This window comes from Laedolimicola ammoniilytica (genome assembly GCF_025567165.1).
In the GTDB taxonomy this organism is placed as follows: Bacteria; Bacillota; Clostridia; order Lachnospirales; family Lachnospiraceae; genus Laedolimicola; species Laedolimicola ammoniilytica.
The window spans coordinates 12824-33460 of record NZ_JAOQKC010000020.1 but is presented as its reverse complement, the minus strand read 5'-3'; the positions used below and the strand labels follow the sequence as shown (position 1 = coordinate 33460).

The following is a 20637-nucleotide window of genomic DNA, read 5'->3' as shown; positions in this document are numbered from 1 at the left end:
AATTAAAAGGAGAAAGTCACTATGAAAAAAACGACCAATATGGCTATGACTCTTGAAGAACCACACGCTGCAGCCATCACTACTATTAAGGCAATCAACTGGTTAGTCGAACAGTTTGATAACACTGCTGCCAAGATGTCTTCTATCAATGGAAAAAAGAAACTAGAGCTTAAAGATGTACGAGTGGCCCTATCTATGAAGTCTCATGCCAAGCATACTACCTCTATCCGTACACTGCTTCAGAAGCATAGCACTTCCAATCCATCCCGTGTTGAACCAAGACACTATCAGGCCTTGTTAATGCAAATGCTCAATCTGCTTGCACCTCTAACGAAGATAACGATTTTCTTGATTAATAAATGTGCCCTTACAGAAATGTTACAGGTTATTCTCGTTGTTATTCTTCTTGCCATCTGGCTCATATTCAGTATAGTATTCCTTATCGCTGTGAGCCAAGAGTTCATGTATGACCGCAAACATATGATCCGTAAGCAGGACCATTCTAAACATAATCTTGAATATCATGAATCTCATAAAAAGGAATATTGCAAATAAAACAAGTGCAATAATTTAGTCGAGGTGGCGGAAGCAATTTCGCCACCTTTTTGAGCGAAAAGACAAACTATGAAAAGCTATGCTTAATTGCACAAAAATAGCCGCTGACTTCAGAAGTCAACAGCCACATTATCCTAAGCAATAATTATTTAAGAATGAAAGAGATTACTTGGCAGGCGTCGCGGCTCCTGCATCTCTTTTAACCCATCGGGTGCGTGGTTGCAACGAAATTTACCACCTCAAATAATCTCTTTCCTGTTTCGTACATCATAACTCAATTATTATTTTTTGTAAATAACATCTTTATATCTATGAAATGCCTTTAAGCTTTCTAACTATATGTTATCGCATTTCCACCTCACCTTGCAACATTGAAAATTCTCAGATTTTATGGTAAAATTTTACGTATTAATAAAGATATAATTTTTTACATAAAACCCGAAAGGAGGTATCCAAATGGAAAATATAAGCACACGTTTATTAGCAAAATCTCAAGAAGCCTTTATCATGGCTATTGAATTATACAACAAACCAACTATCAAGTATCGGGTAGAGGGATTTAGCCTTTTTATTTGCAATGCTTGGGAACTCATGCTAAAGGCTCATATGATAAACATTTTTGGTCCCGAAAGTATTTATTACCGTGACAACCCGAACAGAACTCTGACACTTGAGAATTGTATTCAAAAAGTCTTTACCAACAACAAAGATCCTCTTCGTCTGAATCTTGAAAAAATTATTGAATTGCGCAATACAAGTACGCATTTTATCACTGAAGAATATGAAATGGTATACGTCCCATTATTCCAGTCCTGTGTTTTCAATTTTAATGAAAAAATGATGGCCTTCCATAGTGTCGATATGACCACGCTCATTCCTCAAAACTTTTTAACTCTCTCAACTAGTATGAAAGCGTTGGATGAATCAGAAATCATCGCTAAATATCCTGAAGAAATCGCTACAAAACTTCTGGATGCCAAAAACAATCTGGATGAACTTTCTGAGGGTAACAATGCCAAATTTGCCATCCGCATTGAGCACTTCCATTACATCACTAAGAAAAAGGAAGCTGCAACATCTTTTGTGGGAATAGACAACTTAGCTGATGCTAAAGTAAAAATTGTCAAAGAGCTGAAGGATCCGAATAATACACATAAATACCCTGCAAAGCTTTGTATTAATACTATTCGTGAGCGACTCTCTAAGGAAAATATCGTTTTGATTTATAATGGTAATGAAGTCAAATTTAATAGCTTCCATTTTCAAAATTTTGTAAAGCATTTCGACCTTAAAGGGAATGAAAAGTTTTGCTATATACACAAACAATTTTCCCAGCCTCAATACTCATATTCACAACAGGCTGTGGATTTTATATTTGATGAATTGAAAAAAGATCCTAAGAATATTTTGAACAACATAAAAAAATAAGCTAACCCCAGGGGCAAAGGAATTCTCAGTCTTACGACCTACTCCTATTCAGGAACCCAGCCTTATCCTTCACGAGTTAACTTATTTGTACTATACCATGTTATTCAGTTTTTGTCAAATTATACTCAAAAATAGCTCTATACATTAAATATCCGGCAAACATTGCACCTATCGCCCCTAAAATATACGTGGTTGCAATGTTTGTTCGGTAATGTTTTTCTCAAAGCTTCTTATATATTCACCATATTCTATCTTGTCCTCGCGCTGTTCATCCCCTCCACCCAATGACACAAAATCACAATCGTCTCCAAATTTACATGGATATATGTACGCCACCCTTCCGACCTCCCAAAACATCCTTTCCCTTCAAATCTTCCCATTCGAAATCCGGCATCTCCTCTCTCGCCACCAGGAAGTTTCCGGCCCGCTGGGTGAGCTGGGCGAAGTTCACGATGTAATCGTCAGGATTCTGATTGTAGACATAGATGGAAGCCTCAGAGCCCATGAAGCCGATGTCGGCTTCACCGGAAAGGACGGCGGTCATGGTTTTGTCGGCCCCAAAACCGGTGACCAAATCCAGCTCGATACCCTCTTCCGCAAAGTAGCCTTTCTCAATGGCTACGTACTGAGGCGCGTAGAAGATAGAGTGGGCTACTTCGTTCAGTGTAACCTTGGTCAGGCCGTCGGATGCTGTACTGTCCGAACCGCCGCAGCCTGCGGCGGCCAGGCTTCCAATCAGAAGTACGGCTGCCAAAGATGCAGTCAGCAGGATGGAATGTTGCTTTTTCATAATGGGAATCCTCCTTTTTCCGAATACTATATAGTATACAGGCAATGGAAAAAGGTGCGTTCTATTCTTCAAGCATCTTGTGAAAGCTTTTATTGAACAGCGCTGATGCTCCTGCTTTTCGATTGCCAACGCTCTCTCGGCAGGCTTTCCATTTCACCGGGATCGCGTTAGCTGTATTCCACGTTTACCAGAAACAATCCCTGGGCCGGAGCCATGACGCCGGCCTGTTCACGATTCAGGGAGGCGAGGATAGCTTGCATATCCTCTTGGGTTTTCTTGCGCAAGCCTACTTCTACCAGGGTTCCGGTGAGGATTCGGACCATGTGATAAAGGAAGCCGTTGCCGGTGAAGGCGATGGTAATATCCGCGCCGGTCTGCTCGATCTCAATGGCTTCAATGGTGCGGACTGTGGACTTTTTGCCGCGTTTAATGGAGCTGAAGGCCTTGTAGTCATGGGTTCCGGTGAGCTCTGCAGCGGCGCGGCGCATGGCGGGCACATCCAGGGGCTGTTCGATGGACCAGGTGTAGCGGCGATCAAAAACTGCGTGAACCGGGCTATTCCAGATGTGGTAGCGGTAGGTCTTCCGCACGGCGTTCAGGCGACTGTGGAAGCGGGCGTCCACTTCCTCGATGGAAATAACGCCGATGTCTTCGGGCAGATAATGATTCAGATTTTCCAGAAGTTCTACGCAGGACATCTCGGAGCGCGTCTTAAAATTCGCCACCTGCCCCAGAGCGTGGACGCCTGCGTCTGTGCGGCCGGATCCGGCCAGCTCCACCGCTTCGCCAAGCAGTCGGGTAAGCACGGCTGTCAGCTTGCCCTGTATGGTATTTTCATCATGCTCCTGGCTCTGCCAGCCGCTGTAGCGGGTACCGTCGTATTGCACTATGATTTTTATATTTCTCATAAAATGTACTTTCCCTTTCCTGTTTTTTCGTGTATTATAAGACTTAGAATATAGATAGCTTTCTATTCATTTTATACTGAGGTGAATCCATATGTTTGGTCTGCTTTTTGAACTTATTATATTTATCGTGATTATCCGGGCTTTCCGGGATTCCAGGAAGAACCGGCAGCGGAGACAACAAGGCTCCCAAGGCTCCACGCCGCCTCCTGTACTGAACCGGCCTACGGCTACGCCCTATAAGCCGTCGGTGCCGAATAAACCGGCCTCCAAGAAGCAGAAGACCGGCTGGACGCCAAAACCTGAAAAGACGAAAACCGCAGTTCCCAACCGGCCGAACCCGGACAAGGCTCTCTCCTCTGCGGAAACCCCTACCCGTTCTTTTATCGAGCCTACGAAGCGTTACCGCGCGCCGCACAATGCAGGGGAACGCTACGAAGAATGGATGTCGGTTCCTGAAGGAAAACGTGTCTGCCGCTGCGGTTACTGTGCTGCGGATAATCTGATTCCGAAGGGCGCGGATCCTGGAAATTATACCTGCTATTTCTGCAGAGAAGAACTGTGATCATTTAAGAATTTCAGAGATGAAGCCAAACTCTTGTGGTCTGCTTCATCTCTTTTTCTATCCTTCCATTTCTCCACCCTATAACCTCAGTTTTTATCCCCTCTTCATATTCTCCCGAATCCACGCCTCTGACTCCGCCAGTCTCCGATCCAGCGCCTCCGCATTTTCCCGCCCCACAGCCTCTTTCATAAACGTATACTCATCCATCAGTCCCTGTCCATGGGGCACCAGATAAGCGCCGGAATCACTGCCAAGGCCGATCCGTGCGCCCTGTTCGAAGCCAAAGCGCACTGCTTTCTGCTGCCGCACAAGAATCGCCTTCACCTGCTCGTCCGGGAATCGTCCACAGCCGATAAGGTTGCCGGTGGGCGCGAAGGTGGGTATCCAGATGGTATCGCTTTCCGCCAGCTGACAGATGGTTTCCTCTTCCATATAATTGCCATGCTCCAGGGTATCTACACCTGCGCCGATAGCCGCCCGGGCGACTGCACCCCCATTTCCATGGGCCATGACCCGCAGACCGGCGTCATGTGCCGTCTCGATCAGATAAGCGATCTCATCTCCATCCAGCCCTTCTTCCGTCAGTTTCCCAAACGTATCAAACTCCATAATCCCGCTGATCATAATCTTGATAAAATCCGCGCCCCGCTTCCGAGCCTCCTGCACCAGCTCCCGGTATCCCTGCCGGTCGTCATAGGGCAGGCCAACGATACCGCCGTAATGTCCTCTCTTATGAATGGCAAAAATGGGCGTTCGATAATCGATGCCATACTCCCCGGCCAGTTCCCTGGCCCGTTCCGACACCCCGTAAGCGTCTCCTCCATCCCGCACAAAGGTGATATCTGCCTGCTGCCAGGCTGACAGATGCTCCCGGATAACCGCCTCATTTGGCCTTTCCTTATGTAGCGCCACCGCCGCCTTATAATTTTTTCCATCCATGATCACATGGGCATGACACTCTCCAAACAACGAAAATCCACCTCCCATTTCCCACTCATTTCCAATTCTAAACCCTGTTTTTTCTTCTCTGTCAAGTGTAATCAAAGGCCGGAAAAAAGTCAATCTTTCGCGCTGTTTTTGATTGACACCGATTGCCGTTTGTGATACTCTAAACCCAGCCGTAATGATACGGTAAATAACCTTTTTTTAATTATTTTGGAGGTATCACAATGAACAAGGGTACAGTTAAGTGGTTCAACAATCAGAAGGGTTACGGTTTCATCTCTGACGAGCAGGGAAATGACATTTTCGTACACTTCTCCGGTATCAATTCTGATGGATTCAAGTCTCTCGAGGAAGGTCAGGCTGTAGAGTTTGACGTTGTTGACGGAGCAAAGGGACCGCAGGCTACCAACGTAACCAAGTTATAATCAGCCGTAAATCATGTGCCTTTTTCTAATATACAGACTGAACAGTTTCTGACTAGAAAGAAAGCATCGTAATTAAAAGCAGATTAGAAAAGAGGAGCCGCTTCTGTGATAACTCACAAAGCAGCTCCCCTTTTTTCTTTGCAGAACTTCATCTGAATTTTCGCGATTATTTCACAACTGTTCAGTACCTGACCAGTTACATTATTTCAATAATTCCTTCAAAATCTCATTGACCTTGCCCGGGTTTGCCTTCCCCTTCATCTCTTTCATGGTCTGGCCCACCAGGAAGCCCAGCGCCTTCTCCTTGCCGCCCTTGTAATCGGCTACAGACTGCGGGTTCGCTGCCACGATGCGCTCGATGGTCTTCTTAAGCGCTCCCTCGTCGTTGACTGTCTTCAGACCCTTTTCTTCCACATATTCTTTCGGATCCACATCTTCATGGAAAATGTGTTCAAAGACCTCTTTCGCCACGCTGCTGTTGATGGTTCCGGCGTCCACAAGCTCGATGAGCATCGCCAGATGCTCCGGGGAAAATTTCATATCCTCGGGCTCCTGTCCGGCCTCTTTTAAGAGGCGCATGGTCTCCACCATCAGCCAGTTGGAGACCTTTTTCGGCTTCTTGCAGATGTCCGTGGCTGCCTCGAACATGTCCGCCATCTGCTTGGAACCAGTCAGAATCTGCGCGTCGTAATCGGGAATTTCAAACTCTTCCTTATAACGCTTCAGCTTTTCCGTCCGAAGTTCCGGCTGACGGGCTTTAATTTCGTCCAGCCACTCTTCGCTGATGTCGATGGGCACCAGATCCGGCTCCGGGAAATAGCGGTAATCCTGGGCGTCCTCCTTGGAACGCATGGCGTGAGAGCTTTCCTTATTATCATCCCAGCGGCGAGTCTCCTGTATCACCTTCTTGCCCTCTTCCAGAAGCTCGATCTGGCGCTGGCGCTCGCCCTCGATGGCGCGGCCAATGGCCTTGAAGGAGTTCAGGTTTTTCATTTCGGTACGGGTGCCGAATTTCTCCGTGCCCACCTCACGGACGGACAGGTTCACATCCGCACGCATGGAACCCTCCTGGAGCTTGCAGTCGGATGCCCCCAGATACTGGATGATCAGACGCAGCTTATCCAGATAGGCAATGACTTCTTCGGCGCTTCGCATATCCGGCTCGGACACGATCTCGATCAGCGGCACGCCACTTCGGTTATAATCCACTAACGAGCAGTCCTCCCACTCGTCATGAATCAACTTTCCTGCATCCTCCTCCATGTGAATCTCATGGATACCAATTTTCTTGGAACCAGTTTCTGTCTCGATTTCCACATAGCCATCCCGGCAAATGGGCGCGTACAGCTGAGAAATCTGGTAATTCTGGGGGTTATCCGGATAGAAATAATTCTTCCGGTCAAATTTGCTGTGACGGGTGATGGTACAGTTGGTGGCCAGACCCACGGCCATAGCGTACTCTACCACCTTCTTATTCAGCACCGGCAGGGAACCGGGCATACCGGTACACACCGGACAGGTATGGGTGTTGGGCGCTCCTCCAAATGCGGTGCTGCAGGAGCAGAAAATCTTGGTTTTAGTGGCCAGCTCTACATGGACCTCCAGACCGATGACGGTCTCATACTGTTTACTCATTTTCTCCACTCCTTCCTAATCCCTCTTGCCTGCAAAGGCCGCCCGGCCCCGGCTGCACTCGTAAGCGTAAGCCGTCCGGATAATATGCTCCTCTTTGAAGCAGTCGCCCAGAAGCTGCAGGCCGATGGGCAGTCCCTTGGAATCCATGCCGCAGGGCAGGCAGATTCCGGGAAGTCCGGCCAGGTTCGCGGAAATGGTGTAGACATCGCCCAGATACATCTGAAGCGGATCGGACAGGGACTCGCCAAGCTTCGGCGCGGTGGTCGGGGCCGCCGGTCCCAAAATCACATCATATTTTTCAAAGGCACGGTCGAAGGCCTGACGAATCAGGGCTTTGGTGCGCAGGGCCTTCAGATAATAAGCGTCGTAGTAACCAGAGCTTAAGACGAAAGAGCCCAGCATAATCCGTCGCTTCACCTCCGGGCCGAAGCCCTCGGAACGTGTCTTCTTGTACATGTTGTGGAGGCCTTCGTACTCCTCGGTGCGGTAGCCGTATTTTACGCCGTCGAAACGGGCCAGGTTCGAGCTGGCCTCGGCGGAAGCGATGATATAGTAAGCGGGAATCGCGTAATCCACCAGGCTTAAGTCAAACTCCTCCACGACAGCACCTTTTTCTTCCAGAACCTTCGCAGCCGCTTTCACTGCCGCAGCCACCTCCGGATTCAGGCCTTCACCGAAATAATCACGCGGAATACCGATGCGCAGCCCCTCTGCATCATCCTTTAAGGCAGAAGTGAAGTCATAGGACTCGCGTTTTACAGAAGTGCTGTCCTTCTTATCATAGGAAGCGATTGCCTCCAAAAGCAGAGCGCAATCCGTCACATCCTTTGCCACCGGTCCGATCTGATCAAGCGAAGAGCCATAGGCAATCAGACCGTAACGGGATACGGTTCCGTAGGTGGGCTTGATGCCGGTGACGCCGCAGAAGGAGCTGGGCTGACGGATGGATCCGCCTGTGTCGGAACCCAGGGCGCAGGGTGCTTCGCCGGAAGCCACCGCCGCGCAGGAACCGCCTGAGGAACCGCCCGGTACGTGTTCGGTATCCCAGGGATTGCGGGTCACGCCAAAGGCGGAAGTCTCGGTGGTGCTTCCCATGGCGAACTCGTCCATGTTGGTCTTGCCGATGACGACCATTCCGGCTTTTTCCAGATTTAACACAGCCTCTGCGGAATAGGTCGGCTCAAAGTTATAAAGGATTTTGGAAGAGCAGGTAGTCTTCAGACCTTTTGTACACATATTGTCCTTGATGGCAATGGGAACGCCTGCCAGCGGGCCGGTGAGCTCGCCGCTCTCGATGCGCTTCTGCACCTCGGCCGCTCTTTTCAGTGCGCCTTCCTCATCCACGGTGACAAAGCTGTTCAGAACCTCATCCTGTCTTTTGATCTCAGCCAGGGCTGCCTTCACAGCGTCCACAGCTGTCATTTCTCCGGCTTTGATCGTCTGTCCGATCTCCGCCGCTGTCATTTCACGAAATTCCATTTCCTGTCACCTCCTACTCTACAGTCTTCGGTACCATATACATACCGTCTTTGACCTTGGGCGCATTCACCAGCATCTCCTCGTGCTCGTCCCCGTTTTCCACCTCGTCCTCCCGGAATACATTGCTCACGGGGAATACGTGGGACATGGGTTCCACGCCTGCGGTGTCCAGTTCGTTCAATTTATCGATATAATCCAGCATCCGGCCCATATCCTTCTTGGCCGCCTCTTTCTCTTTGTCGGACAGCTCCAGCTTCGCCAGGATGCCTACATATTCAATCGTTTCATCGGAAATTATATTTGCCATGTTTTCTCCTTTACTCCGCAGTGCACGCTCGATTTTGCTTCGCAAAACCTCGCTTTACGGGCTTCGCCCTATAGCCTGCCATAAAAAGTCATTGTTTCCTGCAAGCAGGCGCACTGCCTTTTTACGGCAGGCTGCACTGCTCATTGCCAACGCTAAGGCTCCAGACGACTTAAGTCGCGCGGGAATAATGTTGTTTCACGTACATTGTCTTCGCCTATCAGCTTCATAGTCAGACGCTCTAAGCCGATACCAAGTCCACCGTGGGGCGGCATGCCGTATTTGAAGGTGTCCAGGTACTGCTCCATGCCCTCCTCGGTCATACCTCTGGCCGCGATCTTATCCAGCAGCATCTGATAATCATGGATACGCTGGCCACCGGTGGTGATCTCCAGGCCGTCGAACAGCAGGTCAAAGCTTAAGGTAAACTTCGGATCCGCCGGATCGTCCATGGCGTAGAACGGACGCTTCTTGGACGGATAATGGGTAACAAATACGAAATCAGAACCGTATTCCTCTTTGAAATAGCGTCCAATCAGTACTTCCTCCTCCGGCTCCAGGTCGTAAGGGTTACGGATCTTGTGGCCGTATTTTTCGGAAGCCAGGCGTTTCGCCTCGTCGAAGCGAACCGCCGGAATTTTGTCAGCCTTCGGTAAGGTAATGCCGAGAATCTGAAGCTCCTGTGCGTAATCGTTCTCCAGCATCTTCAGCATATACTGGATAAATCCGGTCTCCATGGCCATGATATCCTCAAAGCTGTCGATGTAGCCCATCTCGAAATCCAGGCTGGTGTACTCGTTCAGGTGGCGTTTGGTATTGTGCTTCTCCGCGCGGAACACCGGGCCGGTCTCGAAGACCCGGTCGAACACGCCCACCATCATCTGCTTATAGAACTGGGGGCTCTGGGCCAACACTGCCGGATGATGGAAATAATCCAGACGGAACAGGTTAGAACCGCCCTCGGCTCCCTTGGCTCCGATCTTCGGGGTGTGAATTTCGGTGAAGCCCTGGCTGTAAAGGAAATCTCGGAAGGCTCTTACCACGCCCTCCTGAATCCGGAACTTGGCCCGCTCTCTCACATTCCGGAGGGAAATGGATCTGCGGTTCAGCTTGGCGTCCAGGGATGTATTCAGCTTCCATTTGGCGATGGGCAAGGGCATGGGCGCGGCCGGCTCGGATAATACGGTGATGCCGGTCAGACGAAGCTCTACGCCGTGGGGGGCGCGCTCCTCTTTATGAATGGTGCCCTCTGCTACGATGCTGGAGGCTTCTTTCAGAGTCTTCAGATCGAAAGCGGTCACGCCTTCCTCAAAGACACACTGTAATAATCCGTCCCGCCGTCTTAAAATCACGAAGGCTACCTCGCCCATGTCGCGAATTGTGTGAACCGTTCCCTCAATTTTCACGGTCTTGCCTTCCATGCCCTCTGCGGTCACTGCCGTCAGATCTACGGTTTCTTTTTCTTTCACGCCTGTCATGAATTCCATCATTTTTACCTACCTTTCGAATATTTACCTTTTCAGGCCTAAAGCTCTTCCGGGCAGGTATCAGATAGAATCCAAAAAGAACCCCGTCCCGGAATATTCCTATTCCGGGACGGGGTTTCGTATTCATCAGAAATCCCGCGGTACCACCCGCATTGAAATGCGTCCGCTCTTTCGTCAGGCTCACATTTCCTCTTTTATGCCCTTAACGTGGACAGTTCCGTACCGGCCTACATCCGAATCTGATAAATGTGTTCGGGATTCGACCGATCTGCTCCCAAGTGTTCCCTGAATTTCCTAATCCAAATAGCGCTCTCAGTCGGTGACGCCATATTCCTGTCGGCCTCTGAAAATCCGAGTCTTGTTCTTTGCATTTCGTTATAGTATAATCGTTTGTAACAATTACAAACTTTTTATGCGAGAAATATAGCACACTTGATTTTGAATTGCAAGACTTTTTTTCTGGCACTTTTTCATTGTTAAAATTTTTGTGTGTCAAGTTTTCTTTTCCAAAATATTTTTGTGTTTTCTCGGATAAAACTTAAAGAATGAGGAGTATCATATCATGGAACATCTGTACATACCGACCGACTACATGTCGGCCCTGGGGCTCTACGACACCCAGGTGGCCATCAAGACGGTCAAAGATTTCTTCCAGCAGTCCCTGGCTGAGCAGCTTTACCTGCTGCGCGTCTCCGCGCCCCTGTTCGTCACTCCGGAATCCGGTCTCAACGACAACCTGAACGGTGTGGAGCGCCCCGTTACCTTCGGCATCCGGGAGCAGAATGATCGTCCCGCCGAGATCGTACATTCTCTGGCGAAATGGAAGCGCAACGCCCTGAAGCAGTACGGTTTCCACATCGGCGAGGGTCTCTATACTGACATGAGCGCCATCCGCCGGGATGAGGACACCGACAATATCCACTCCATCTACGTGGATCAGTGGGACTGGGAAAAAATCATCCTGAAAGAGGACCGCAATGTGGAGTATCTCAAAGAAACCGTCCGCAAGGTCTACAAGGCCCTGAAGAAGACTGAAAAATACATGGCTATCCGCTATGATTACATCGAAGAGATTCTTCCGAAGGAAATCTTCTTCATCACCACCCAGGAGCTGGCGGATCTCTACCCGGATAAGACCCCGAAGGAGCGCGAGGATATCATTGCCCGGGAAAAAGGCGCTGTCTTCCTCATGGAGATCGGCGACAAGCTGGCAAGCGGCGAGCCCCACGACGGACGCGCGCCGGATTACGACGACTGGCACTTAAACGGCGATATCATCGTGTGGTATCCGGTTCTGGGCCACGCCCTGGAGCTGTCCTCTATGGGTATCCGCGTGGACGAGGATTCCCTTGCCCGTCAGCTGAAACTCTCCGGCTGCGAGGATCGGGCGAAGCTGCCTTTCCAGAAGGCCATTCTGGAGAAGAAGCTGCCCTACACCGTGGGCGGCGGTATCGGCCAGTCCCGTATCTGTATGTTTTATCTCCGCAAGGCCCATATCGGCGAGGTACAGGTGTCCATCTGGCCCGATGAGGTGCGGGAAAAATGTGCGAAATGCGGCATTAACCTGCTGTAAATCATACGCGAAGCATAAAAGAGGATGTCATCAAATGACATCCTCTTTTTCAAAACCCTTTATTTCAGTTCCAATGCCTTCACAGCCTTTTCCTTTTCCTCTTCGGAAGCAAATTTCTGAATGAACTCCACCACCTCATGGTTCGGTCCCAGAATCGTTACATAAGCTACTCCATGCTCCCAGTAGGGCAGGAACGCCGGGCCCTCGTTGATCTGATAGCCGGATTCCCGTACCTCTTTCACACAGGCCACGATGTCCGTGCAGTTCAGTGCCAGATGATCGATAGCTCCGGTGGCATTTGTCGCGCCGCCGTCCTTCTCATAGGTCTCGATGATGATATTGCCGTGTTCCAGGAATTTGACCGGATTGCCCCCGTATACGGTCTCCCATTTCAGCTTGAAGCCCAGACTCTCATAAAACTCCGCAGTCTTGTTGATATCGTCTGTGGGAATTCCAATGTGCTGATAACCATCTACAAAATTTGTAAGCATAATACCCCTCCTGTTTTCTGAACCTGCTCAGTTTTTGTGCTCCGCAAGAAACTGTTCTACCTGTTCTCTGGTTGGCAGGGACGAAATTGCGCCCTTCTGCTGTACAGACAGGGAACCGCTCACATTGCCATACCGGACTGCCTCCTGAAGCAGCTCCGCGTTCAGCTGATCCACGGAGGATACGCCGTGATTCAGGACGCAGGATAAGAAGCCGCCCCAGAACGCGTCGCCTGCTCCGGTGGTATCCGCCACTTTGGCCGGGAAGCCCGGAATCACATAGGATTTTCCATCGTAAAATACCTCCGCGCCATCGCCGCCCAATGTCAGCACAGTCACTGCGATATCATACTCCTTCATCACATCCGGTACCTTGTCATGACCGCCTACCATATCAATTTCCTCGTCAGAAAGCTTCAGAAAATCCACATATTTCAAAACAGACAGTACTTTCCTGGTGCAGGCATCCTTGTCGTCCTTCCAGATCAGATTGCGGTAATTGATATCAAAACCTACCATACAGCCCAGTTCTTTTGCTCTGGCCATGGCATACTCCGTAGCCTCCACAGCAGGGCCTGCAGACAGTGTGAGAGAGCCTGCCTGAAAAAGACGGCAGTCCTTCAGATCCTCATCCTTAATTTCGCTCTTGCTAAGCAGCATATCCGCGCCCGGCTTTCTGGCAAAAGTAAAGCTTCTGTCATTGTACTCATTCAGGGATACGAACGCCATGGTTGTAACTGCGTCGTCTGTCATCTCCGGAGCCAGCGGCGTCACATGGTTCTCGCGCAAAGTATCCAGCAGGAACTTTCCGAAATCATCATTTCCCACCTTACAGTACATGCCTGCCTTCAGTCCGTTTCTCGCTGCACTGATTGCCACATTGCCCGGCGCGCCACCCGCGTTGCGTATGTAGCTTCCTTCCTCCTGTCCGGGAAGGAAATCAATCAGCATCTCACCAATTGTAATAAAATCCATACCTTTTCCTACCTCTCCGCACTCAGATTACAAGTGTCCGTTTTCCTTTGATATTTCGATCATATCAATATCCTTGTAAAAGGTCAATCCCTGTTTTTTTACTTTCCAAAATTTCCGGAATTTTCCACAATCTACCCTGCTTCGTTCACATTCTTCGTGCACAGAAAGCCGCGGATTTTGACTTCTGAGAGGTATCACACCTCAAAAACTGAAATCCGCGGCCTTCTATGTCTATCATCCATCCTATAACGCTTTAATTCTCTCCAATGCCTTCACCGTATTCTCATAAGAACCAAAGGCCGTCAACCGGAAATACCCCTCACCACTGGGTCCGAATCCCGATCCCGGCGTACCAACCACGCCGGCGTTCTCCAGCAGATAATCGAAGAACTCCCAGGAATTCATCTTATCCGGCGTCTTCAGCCAGATATACGGCGCATTCACGCCTCCAGACACCGTGTAGCCTGCATCCTGAAGGCCCATAAGGATGGTTTTCGCATTGTTCATGTAGTAGCCCACCTGTTCCTTCAGCTGCGCCTTGCCGGCCTCCGAGTAAACTGCTTCACCGGCGCGCTGCACGATATACGGCGCTCCGTTGTACTTGGTACCGTGGCGTCTCGCCCACAACGCGTGCAGGGACACGTCGCCACACTTCAGTTCCTTCGGAATAACCGTGTAGCCCAGACGCACGCCGGTGAAGCCTGCATTCTTAGAGAAGCTGTGGAGCTCGATGGCACAGCTCTTCGCGCCCTCGCACTCATAGATGGTGTGCGGCACATCTTCCTCGGAAATATAAGCCTCGTAAGCCGCGTCATAGATGATGACCGCGCCCACCTTATTGGCATAATCTACCCACACCTGTAACTGATCCTTGGTAATCGTGGAACCGGTCGGGTTGTTCGGGAAGCACAGATAAATGATATCCGGCGTCTCCTTCGGAAGCTCCGGCGCGAACCCGTTGTCCGCGGTACAGGGCATATAAATCACGTCGCTCCACATCTCTGTCTTCGGATCATAGGTGCCGGTACGGCCCGCCATCACATTGGTGTCCACATACACCGGATATACCGGGTCGCAAACCGCGATCTTATTGTCCAGGCCGAAAATCTCCTGAATGTTACCGGAATCGCACTTGGCTCCGTCGCTGACAAAGATCTCATCCGGCTGGATGTCCGCGCCCCGATCCTGATAATCGTTTTTGGCAATAGCGTTTCGAAGGAATTCATAGCCCAGATCCGGCGCATAGCCGTGGAAGGTCTCCGCATGGCCCATCTCGTCCACCGCCTTATGCAGCGCCTCAATGATGGCCGGAGCCAGGGGCTGGGTCACATCGCCGATGCCCAGACGGATAATGGTCTTCTCCGGATGCTCCGCAGAGTAGGCCGCTACCTTTTTCCCAATGGTGGAAAACAGGTAGCTTCCCGGCAGTTTCAGGTAATTCTCATTTACTTTATACATAATATTCACTCCTCCTGTGCCACTGGCACAAAAATTAATAACCCGGTTATCGCTCCCGGATGCTTTTCCGCAGCTCCTCCGGATCGAATTCTCCGGTAAATGCGGTGGCTGCTGGGCCGGTCATGTAAACGCAGTTGTCTGTCTCATCCCAGCTGATTTCCAGGTCGCCACCCAGCAGATGCACGGTCACGTCCCGCTCGGCATAGCCGTTCAGAATGGCCGCCACGGCTGTGGCGCAGGCGCCGGTTCCGCAGGCCATGGTCTCGCCGGATCCGCGCTCCCAGACACGCATTTTCAAGTTTTTACGGTCGATGCGCTCTACAAATTCGGTATTGACCCGATCCGGGAAACGCTCGTGCTGCTCGAACTTGGGGCCGATTTCTTCTATCTTTAGGTTCTCCACGTCGTCCAGGAATACTACCGCATGGGGATTGCCCATGGAGACGCAGGTCATCTCGTAGACCTGATTGTCCACCACGATCGGCACAGCTACCAGCTTGTCGCCATCGCCCACCACCGGGATCTCTGATGGTTTCAGAATCGGCTCGCCCATATTCACGCGAACCTTTTTCACCTTGCCGTTCTCTACGGTCAACTTCAAATATTTCACTGCACCGCCGGATATGACGCTGATCTCGGTCTTGTCAGTCAAACCGTTGTCGTAGACGTATTTCGCCACGCAGCGGATGCCGTTGCCACACATTTTTCCGTAGGAACCGTCCGCGTTGTACATGGCCATTTCAAAATCTGCCTCGTCCGAGGACTGGATCAGAATCAGGCCGTCGGATCCGATGCCCTTGTGCCGGTCGCTGACCAGCCGCGCGATCTCGCCCGGATTTTCCAGACGCTCCTTCGTACAGTCCATGTATACATAGTCATTGCCGATTCCATGCATTTTTGTAAATTTCATCAAAATATTTCCTCCCTAGAATTTCATCATGCTCAATACCATCTCTGCCGTCTCCACCAGGTTCGTTCCGCTGTCCATGCTGCATTTCTGGATGTAGCGGTGAGCCTCCTCTTCGGTCATGCCGTTTCGCTCCATCAGGAGGGCTTTGGCCTCGTCCAGGACTTTGCGATCCTCGTCAGAGCGCACCTTCGGCATGGTTTTTCGCTTCTTCCTGCGACGCTCTGCGTTTGCCACCATCATTTCCAGCGTATTCAGCAGGTCCTGAACCTTCAGCGGCATGGCCACACTCATGATACCAGATCCCACGCCTTCACTCAAGACCCTCTGGGACGCCATCAACAGCATTTCAAAATGGGTCGGAAGACAGTTCGCCAGCTCCGTGTACATCATGTCCGGATACTTGTAGCCGCAGACCAGGACGCCATCGCCCAAGCCATTGGCGCTGGCCAGGGCCTGTGCCCCTGTGGTACAGACTGCCGAAACCCGGAAGCCGTGACGAACCAGCAGATTGCGGATGTTCTTCGCGTCTTCTATTTTCGGAAATAATACAATTACATTCGTCACACTTACACCTCCCGGAATTACGAATTACGTTATCCTGAGGCGTATGTTAGAAACGATACAGATACTGATCGGTCTCCCACTGAGATACCTGGGCAGAGTAGCTCTCCCACTCCTGCTTTTTGGCCGCAATATAGCCCTTGCAGAGCTCCTCGCCCAGAACGCCGCGCACCAGCTCATCCTCTTCCAGAGCTGTGACAGCCTCCGCCAGGCTGCGAGGCAAAGGCTCGACGCCCAGGGCCGTGCGCTCCGCATCTGTCATTTTCCGCACATCCTCATTGACCGGCTTCGGCGGTTCGATGTGATTTTTGATGCCGTCCAGACCGGCTGCCAGGCAGACTGCCAGGGTCAGATAGGGATTGCAGGACGGATCGGGGCTTCGAAGCTCAATTCTGGTATTCTCCTCACGCTGGGCCGGAATCCGGATCATCTGGCTGCGATTGATGGGCGACCAGGAGATATAAGCCGGAGCTGTGAATCCCGCGCCAGTCTGGGCCGGGAACAGACGTTTGTAAGAATTTACCAGCGGGTTGGTGATAGCAGACAAGCCTCTGGCGTGCTTCATCAGGCCGCCGATAAACCAGTAGGCTTCCTGACTCAGACCGTACTCATCATTTTCATCCGCAAAAACATTTTTTCCCTCCTTTTTCAGGGAAATGTTCGTATGCATGCTGGAGCCATTGACGCCGGCCAGGGGCTTGGGCATAAAGGTGGCGTGCATACCAAAGCGCTTGGCGATAGTCTTCACCGCCAGCTTAAAGGTCATGATATTGTCGGCAGACAGAAGAGCCTCGTCGTAGCGGAAATCGATCTCGTGCTGGGCGGAAGCCACCTCATGATAGGAGGATTCCACCTCAAAGCCCATTTCCTCCAGTGTCAGGATAATGTCTCGACGGACATTTTCACCCTGGTCGATGGGGCTCATGTCAAAATAGCCTGCTTTTTCATGGCTGAATACGGTGGGATTGCCGTTGTCGTCGGTGTGGAACAGGAAGAACTCGCACTCAGGACCCACGTCGAAGCGGTAGCCCAGCTTTTCCGCGTCCTTCAATACCTTTTCCAATATGTAACGGGAATCTCCCTCATAGGGCGCGCCGTCCCGCTTCTGAATGTCGCAGATGAGGCGGGCTACCTTGCCCTGCTGGGGCCGCCACGGGAAAATGGCCAGGGTGTCCAGATCCGGGCACAGGAACATGTCCATGTCGTTGTCGTGCAGGAAGCCCTCCACGCAGGAGCCGTCAAAGACGTAGCGGTTATCCAGCACCTTCTCCAGCTGGCTGGCCGTCACGGCCGCATTTTTCAGATTGCCAAACAGATCGGTGAACTGCAGGCGGATAAACTCCACATCTTCCTCTTCTACCAGACGCATGATATCTTTTTTTGTATAGTGACTCATATACTCTCTCCTTTTTCTATGAGTGTTTCTGAATGCGTATTTCTTTTGCTTCTAATTATAAATACGAAAAGGGAGTCCCCACGGGACTCCCTTTTCGCAGACTTTCCCCTTGGAGAACGTCATTGTTCTGTAAAAAATATAGCAGGTGGGATTTTTTTTGTCAATGTTTTCGGTCAAAAGTTTTCCTGGCCTTTTTCCATCTCGTTACTGTTCACAGTAACACACTTTTTGCTCTATAGGAATCATAGCTTTCATGCTTTAATGTAACGCAGTATTTCCTATAGAATAAAAAAGGCCAGAATCTTAAGATCCTGACCTTTTCTATATCATAAATCGGAGTAACAGGATTTGAACCTGCGACCTCTCGGCCCCCAGCCGAGCGCGCTACCAAACTACGCCATACTCCGTCAAACGCATATGTTATTTTATGATATTCTTTGTGTTTTGTCAAGATTTTTCTTGAAAATTTTCAAGAATTTTCACCAGTTTTTTCATCGGCTCACTTACAGCCTGTTTTCATGTCTTATCCTGTTAAAATGCCAAACACACTTCACAAAGCGATGTCCGCCATGATATTTTCCCCTTTTCTCGTTTCGTTTGCTTTATTTGTTTTTGTGTATGCATTATTATTTTAATTCATTCATTACTTTTTAAATATGTTTTTGTTATATCGTAATAAAAAGAGCAAATAGTCTAATAATATTGATTTCAAAACGTCGCCGTGCTAAAATAGCACCAATTTCAAAATACTGCAGTTTCGAGAAATAGCGATCAAGGAGGATCATTCCATTATTTTATATATGTGGATGCTCCTCCTTTTTCGTTTCAAACCAAAGGAGGCATGTAGTCGGCTACGCTGCCGGACCTGCTCCCCTCATCGACTGTGTCACCAAGCTGCAGGAGGATGTGGCTGCATGTGCTTCCATGCCCTATCAGTATGCGGCTCTGGAGGCCCTCACCGGGCCCCAGGACTTCAACCACTATATGGTGGAGCAGTACTGCATCCGTCGGGACACTCTGGTAGAACGCATCAACAAGATCCCGGGCTTAAGCTGTAAAGCACCCAGGGGAACCTTCTATTCCTTTGTGAACATCAAGGGAACCCATAAGACTTCCGATGAATTCGCCCACGATCTGCTGGATAAGAAGCAGGTGGTCGTAGTGCCCGGAACCGCCTTCGGTCCCGGCGGAGAAGGCTATATCCGTATCTCCTACGCTACCTCCCTGGAGCAGATTCAGAAAGGCATGGATCTCATCGAAGAATATGTAAAAGAATATTGTAAATAAAATATTATACGAAGGAGGATTTGGTTATGAAAGACACACTGAAAAAAATTTTTAAAAATTTTGCTGTGCTATTGCTCGTTTCCGCTGTTCTTGGTATTATAGTAGGTATCATATTCGGAGAAAAAGCGGCTGTACTTTCACCCTTTGGAACCGTCTTTACCCGATTGCTTGGTATGTACGCCGTAGGCACTGCTCCCAATGTGGGACAGCTGATTCTGTTTGCCCTGATGGGCGTAGCATTCTCCATCGCTGCGCAGGCGTTCCGGGCGGCGGACTTGCTATCGCTGTCATCCTGGTCAACGCATTCGGACTTCCGGTAGAGGCCGTAGGCTGGATTGCCGCTGTATTCTTCTATCTGGATGTAACCGGAACTACCATGAAAGAGTGCGCATCCACCGGAGGGTTCTTTGCTCTATAGGAAGCATGACTTTCGTGCTTTCGCGTAACATAGTATTTCCTATAGAAGAAACGCCTTCGGGCGTTTTTCGCGCGGGAAAGGAGTATTATGAAACAGGGTGTAATTCTTATCGGAGAACCCATGGGACTCCTGATTGCTCAGGAGGAGGGACCTCTGGACTCTGTATCCGGCTTCTCTCTGGCCGTAGCCGGAGCGGAATTCAACGTGGCTGTCGGCCTGTCCAGACTGGGAAATAAGGCCGCTTACATGACCAAGCTTGGCCACGATCCCTTTGGCCAGCGGATCTTCCGCGCCATCGAGGGAAATCAGATCGGCACAGAGCTGGTCTCCTGGTCGGATACCCGTCCGACCGGATTCATGATGAAGGGCCGGGTGTCCAAAGGCGATCCCAGTATCTTTTATTTCCGGAAGGGCTCTGCCGCTTCCACACTGTCGGTGGAGGATGTGGAATGTCTTCCCTTTGACGACTACGGCTTTCTCCATCTGACCGGTATTCTGCCACCGCTCTCCGACAGTACCCGGGAGGCTTCCTTCTACCTGATGGACAAGGCCCGGGAGCACGGTCTGACCATCAGCTTCGACCCCAATCTCCGTCCCCAGCTCTGGCCGGATCAGGAGACCATGGCGCAGGTTATCAACGCGCTGGCGGCCAGGGCTGACTACGTCTTTCCGGGTGCTGCCGAGGGAAAGCTCCTCATGGGCAGCTCAGATCCGGAAGAAATCAATCGCTTCTATCTGGAACTCGGCGTAAAGACCGTCATCACCAAGTGCGGTTCCAAGGGCGCCTACGTCTCCACACCGGAAGGCTCCTTCTGGTCTGAGGGCTTCCGGGTAGAGAAAGTCGTGGACACCGTGGGCGCAGGCGACGGCTTTGCGGCCGGAACCATCCATGGAATTCTCGAAGACTTAAGCCTCCCGGAGGCCGTCCGCATCGGAAATGCCGTCGGAGCCATGCAAGTCATGAACCGTGGCGATAACGAGGGACTTCCCACACCGGAACAGCTTCAGGCCTTTCTGGACACCCATACACATTAGGAAAGAAGGATACGAACT

The 20637-nt window shown here is 50.4% G+C and carries 21 protein-coding genes and 1 tRNA gene; 8 read left to right on the top strand and 14 right to left on the bottom strand.

What is annotated here, in order from left to right; translation table 11 throughout:
* Positions 1-21: 21 nt before the first annotated feature.
* Both OCV63_RS13230 and OCV63_RS13225 read left to right on the top strand, forming a co-directional pair.
* Positions 22-555 carry a hypothetical protein gene (locus OCV63_RS13230; protein ID WP_262670870.1) on the top strand — a complete coding sequence of 178 codons (534 nt, stop codon included), beginning with the start codon at positions 22-24 and terminating at the stop codon, positions 553-555.
* A 456-nt stretch (positions 556-1011) separates the two neighbouring features.
* Positions 1012-1983 carry a DUF3644 domain-containing protein gene (locus OCV63_RS13225; protein ID WP_158364603.1) on the top strand — a complete coding sequence of 324 codons (972 nt, stop codon included), beginning with the start codon at positions 1012-1014 and terminating at the stop codon, positions 1981-1983.
* A 313-nt stretch (positions 1984-2296) separates the two neighbouring features.
* Here the strand turns inward: OCV63_RS13225 and OCV63_RS13220 are convergent, their stop codons facing one another.
* Positions 2297-2773 (bottom strand): ABC transporter substrate-binding protein, encoded by a 477-nt coding sequence (locus tag OCV63_RS13220; RefSeq protein ID WP_158364601.1) that lies wholly within the window; start codon positions 2771-2773, stop codon positions 2297-2299.
* 167 nt (positions 2774-2940) lie between these two features.
* Positions 2941-3681 (bottom strand): tRNA pseudouridine(38-40) synthase TruA, encoded by a 741-nt coding sequence (gene truA, locus OCV63_RS13215; RefSeq protein ID WP_158364599.1) that lies wholly within the window; start codon positions 3679-3681, stop codon positions 2941-2943.
* A 91-nt stretch (positions 3682-3772) separates the two neighbouring features.
* Here truA and OCV63_RS13210 point away from each other — a divergent pair, with 91 nt between their 5' ends.
* Positions 3773-4243, top strand: a complete 471-nt coding sequence (locus tag OCV63_RS13210; RefSeq protein WP_158364597.1) for a hypothetical protein — start codon at positions 3773-3775, stop codon at positions 4241-4243.
* A 93-nt stretch (positions 4244-4336) separates the two neighbouring features.
* Here OCV63_RS13210 and OCV63_RS13205 read toward each other — a convergent pair whose 3' ends face one another.
* Entirely contained in the window at positions 4337-5212 is an 876-nt protein-coding gene (locus OCV63_RS13205; RefSeq protein ID WP_158364595.1) for an amidohydrolase family protein, read from the bottom strand.
* A gap of 200 nt (positions 5213-5412) precedes the next feature.
* On the opposite strand from OCV63_RS13205, the gene OCV63_RS13200 reads away from it, so the two are divergent.
* Positions 5413-5613 (top strand): cold-shock protein, encoded by a 201-nt coding sequence (locus OCV63_RS13200; RefSeq protein ID WP_158364594.1) that lies wholly within the window; start codon positions 5413-5415, stop codon positions 5611-5613.
* Between the two features lie 201 nt (positions 5614-5814).
* Here OCV63_RS13200 and gatB read toward each other — a convergent pair whose 3' ends face one another.
* The 4 genes from gatB to aspS all read right to left on the bottom strand — a co-directional run bounded on the left by gatB (position 5815) and on the right by aspS (position 10518).
* Positions 5815-7248 (bottom strand): Asp-tRNA(Asn)/Glu-tRNA(Gln) amidotransferase subunit GatB, encoded by a 1434-nt coding sequence (gene gatB, locus OCV63_RS13195; RefSeq protein ID WP_158364592.1) that lies wholly within the window; start codon positions 7246-7248, stop codon positions 5815-5817.
* Positions 7249-7263: 15 nt separating this feature from the next.
* Positions 7264-8727 carry an Asp-tRNA(Asn)/Glu-tRNA(Gln) amidotransferase subunit GatA gene (gene gatA, locus OCV63_RS13190; RefSeq protein WP_158364590.1) on the bottom strand — a complete coding sequence of 488 codons (1464 nt, stop codon included), beginning with the start codon at positions 8725-8727 and terminating at the stop codon, positions 7264-7266.
* A 13-nt stretch (positions 8728-8740) separates the two neighbouring features.
* The gene (gatC, locus tag OCV63_RS13185; RefSeq protein ID WP_158364588.1) at positions 8741-9034 is read right to left on the bottom strand and encodes an Asp-tRNA(Asn)/Glu-tRNA(Gln) amidotransferase subunit GatC; all 294 of its coding nucleotides are present in this window, start codon (positions 9032-9034) and stop codon (positions 8741-8743) included.
* Positions 9035-9186: 152 nt separating this feature from the next.
* Positions 9187-10518 carry an aspartate--tRNA(Asn) ligase gene (gene aspS, locus OCV63_RS13180; protein ID WP_158364650.1) on the bottom strand — a complete coding sequence of 444 codons (1332 nt, stop codon included), beginning with the start codon at positions 10516-10518 and terminating at the stop codon, positions 9187-9189.
* Between the two features lie 562 nt (positions 10519-11080).
* Between aspS and asnA the strand changes: the two genes are divergently transcribed.
* A complete protein-coding gene (asnA, locus tag OCV63_RS13175; RefSeq protein ID WP_158364586.1) occupies positions 11081-12091 on the top strand; it encodes an aspartate--ammonia ligase in 1011 nt (336 codons plus the stop codon).
* A gap of 59 nt (positions 12092-12150) precedes the next feature.
* Here the strand turns inward: asnA and OCV63_RS13170 are convergent, their stop codons facing one another.
* The 7 genes from OCV63_RS13170 to OCV63_RS13140 all read right to left on the bottom strand — a co-directional run bounded on the left by OCV63_RS13170 (position 12151) and on the right by OCV63_RS13140 (position 18286).
* Positions 12151-12582: a VOC family protein gene (locus OCV63_RS13170; protein ID WP_158364584.1), complete on the bottom strand. Its 432-nt coding sequence runs from the start codon at positions 12580-12582 to the stop codon at positions 12151-12153.
* A gap of 27 nt (positions 12583-12609) precedes the next feature.
* Complete coding sequence (locus tag OCV63_RS13165) at positions 12610-13554, bottom strand: carbohydrate kinase family protein (RefSeq protein ID WP_158364582.1); 945 nt, start codon at positions 13552-13554, stop codon at positions 12610-12612.
* A gap of 243 nt (positions 13555-13797) precedes the next feature.
* Complete coding sequence (locus OCV63_RS13160) at positions 13798-15012, bottom strand: LL-diaminopimelate aminotransferase (protein WP_158364580.1); 1215 nt, start codon at positions 15010-15012, stop codon at positions 13798-13800.
* 46 nt (positions 15013-15058) lie between these two features.
* Positions 15059-15922, bottom strand: a complete 864-nt coding sequence (gene dapF / locus OCV63_RS13155; RefSeq protein WP_158364578.1) for a diaminopimelate epimerase — start codon at positions 15920-15922, stop codon at positions 15059-15061.
* A gap of 15 nt (positions 15923-15937) precedes the next feature.
* The gene (locus tag OCV63_RS13150; protein ID WP_158364576.1) at positions 15938-16486 is read right to left on the bottom strand and encodes an ANTAR domain-containing response regulator; all 549 of its coding nucleotides are present in this window, start codon (positions 16484-16486) and stop codon (positions 15938-15940) included.
* 46 nt (positions 16487-16532) lie between these two features.
* Positions 16533-17879: a type I glutamate--ammonia ligase gene (gene glnA, locus OCV63_RS13145; protein ID WP_158364574.1), complete on the bottom strand. Its 1347-nt coding sequence runs from the start codon at positions 17877-17879 to the stop codon at positions 16533-16535.
* A 333-nt stretch (positions 17880-18212) separates the two neighbouring features.
* Positions 18213-18286 (bottom strand) — tRNA-Pro (locus OCV63_RS13140).
* Between the two features lie 373 nt (positions 18287-18659).
* Between OCV63_RS13140 and OCV63_RS13135 the strand changes: the two genes are divergently transcribed.
* From OCV63_RS13135 to OCV63_RS13125, 3 genes are all read left to right on the top strand, one after another.
* On the top strand, positions 18660-19166 hold the full coding sequence (locus OCV63_RS13135; protein ID WP_158364572.1) for an aminotransferase class I/II-fold pyridoxal phosphate-dependent enzyme: 507 nt from the start codon (positions 18660-18662) through the stop codon (positions 19164-19166).
* Between the two features lie 26 nt (positions 19167-19192).
* Positions 19193-19486 carry a hypothetical protein gene (locus OCV63_RS13130; protein ID WP_158364570.1) on the top strand — a complete coding sequence of 98 codons (294 nt, stop codon included), beginning with the start codon at positions 19193-19195 and terminating at the stop codon, positions 19484-19486.
* Positions 19487-19671: 185 nt separating this feature from the next.
* Positions 19672-20619: a sugar kinase gene (locus tag OCV63_RS13125; RefSeq protein ID WP_158364568.1), complete on the top strand. Its 948-nt coding sequence runs from the start codon at positions 19672-19674 to the stop codon at positions 20617-20619.
* Positions 20620-20637 lie beyond the last annotated feature (18 nt).

Coding starts and splice junctions, on each gene's coding strand:
- OCV63_RS13230 (WP_262670870.1), top strand. CDS start 22: ATGAAAAAAACGACCAATATGGCTATGACTCTTGAAGAACCACACGCT.
- OCV63_RS13200 (WP_158364594.1), top strand. CDS start 5,413: ATGAACAAGGGTACAGTTAAGTGGTTCAACAATCAGAAGGGTTACGGT.
- OCV63_RS13170 (WP_158364584.1), bottom strand. CDS start 12,582: ATGCTTACAAATTTTGTAGATGGTTATCAGCACATTGGAATTCCCACA.
- asnA (WP_158364586.1), top strand. CDS start 11,081: ATGGAACATCTGTACATACCGACCGACTACATGTCGGCCCTGGGGCTC.
- gatC (WP_158364588.1), bottom strand. CDS start 9,034: ATGGCAAATATAATTTCCGATGAAACGATTGAATATGTAGGCATCCTG.
- OCV63_RS13210 (WP_158364597.1), top strand. CDS start 3,773: ATGTTTGGTCTGCTTTTTGAACTTATTATATTTATCGTGATTATCCGG.
- truA (WP_158364599.1), bottom strand. CDS start 3,681: ATGAGAAATATAAAAATCATAGTGCAATACGACGGTACCCGCTACAGC.
- OCV63_RS13125 (WP_158364568.1), top strand. CDS start 19,672: ATGAAACAGGGTGTAATTCTTATCGGAGAACCCATGGGACTCCTGATT.
- dapF (WP_158364578.1), bottom strand. CDS start 15,922: ATGAAATTTACAAAAATGCATGGAATCGGCAATGACTATGTATACATG.
- OCV63_RS13130 (WP_158364570.1), top strand. CDS start 19,193: ATGAAAGACACACTGAAAAAAATTTTTAAAAATTTTGCTGTGCTATTG.
- OCV63_RS13160 (WP_158364580.1), bottom strand. CDS start 15,012: ATGTATAAAGTAAATGAGAATTACCTGAAACTGCCGGGAAGCTACCTG.
- OCV63_RS13225 (WP_158364603.1), top strand. CDS start 1,012: ATGGAAAATATAAGCACACGTTTATTAGCAAAATCTCAAGAAGCCTTT.
- gatA (WP_158364590.1), bottom strand. CDS start 8,727: ATGGAATTTCGTGAAATGACAGCGGCGGAGATCGGACAGACGATCAAA.
- aspS (WP_158364650.1), bottom strand. CDS start 10,518: ATGGAATTCATGACAGGCGTGAAAGAAAAAGAAACCGTAGATCTGACG.
- OCV63_RS13220 (WP_158364601.1), bottom strand. CDS start 2,773: ATGAAAAAGCAACATTCCATCCTGCTGACTGCATCTTTGGCAGCCGTA.
- glnA (WP_158364574.1), bottom strand. CDS start 17,879: ATGAGTCACTATACAAAAAAAGATATCATGCGTCTGGTAGAAGAGGAA.
- OCV63_RS13165 (WP_158364582.1), bottom strand. CDS start 13,554: ATGGATTTTATTACAATTGGTGAGATGCTGATTGATTTCCTTCCCGGA.
- gatB (WP_158364592.1), bottom strand. CDS start 7,248: ATGAGTAAACAGTATGAGACCGTCATCGGTCTGGAGGTCCATGTAGAG.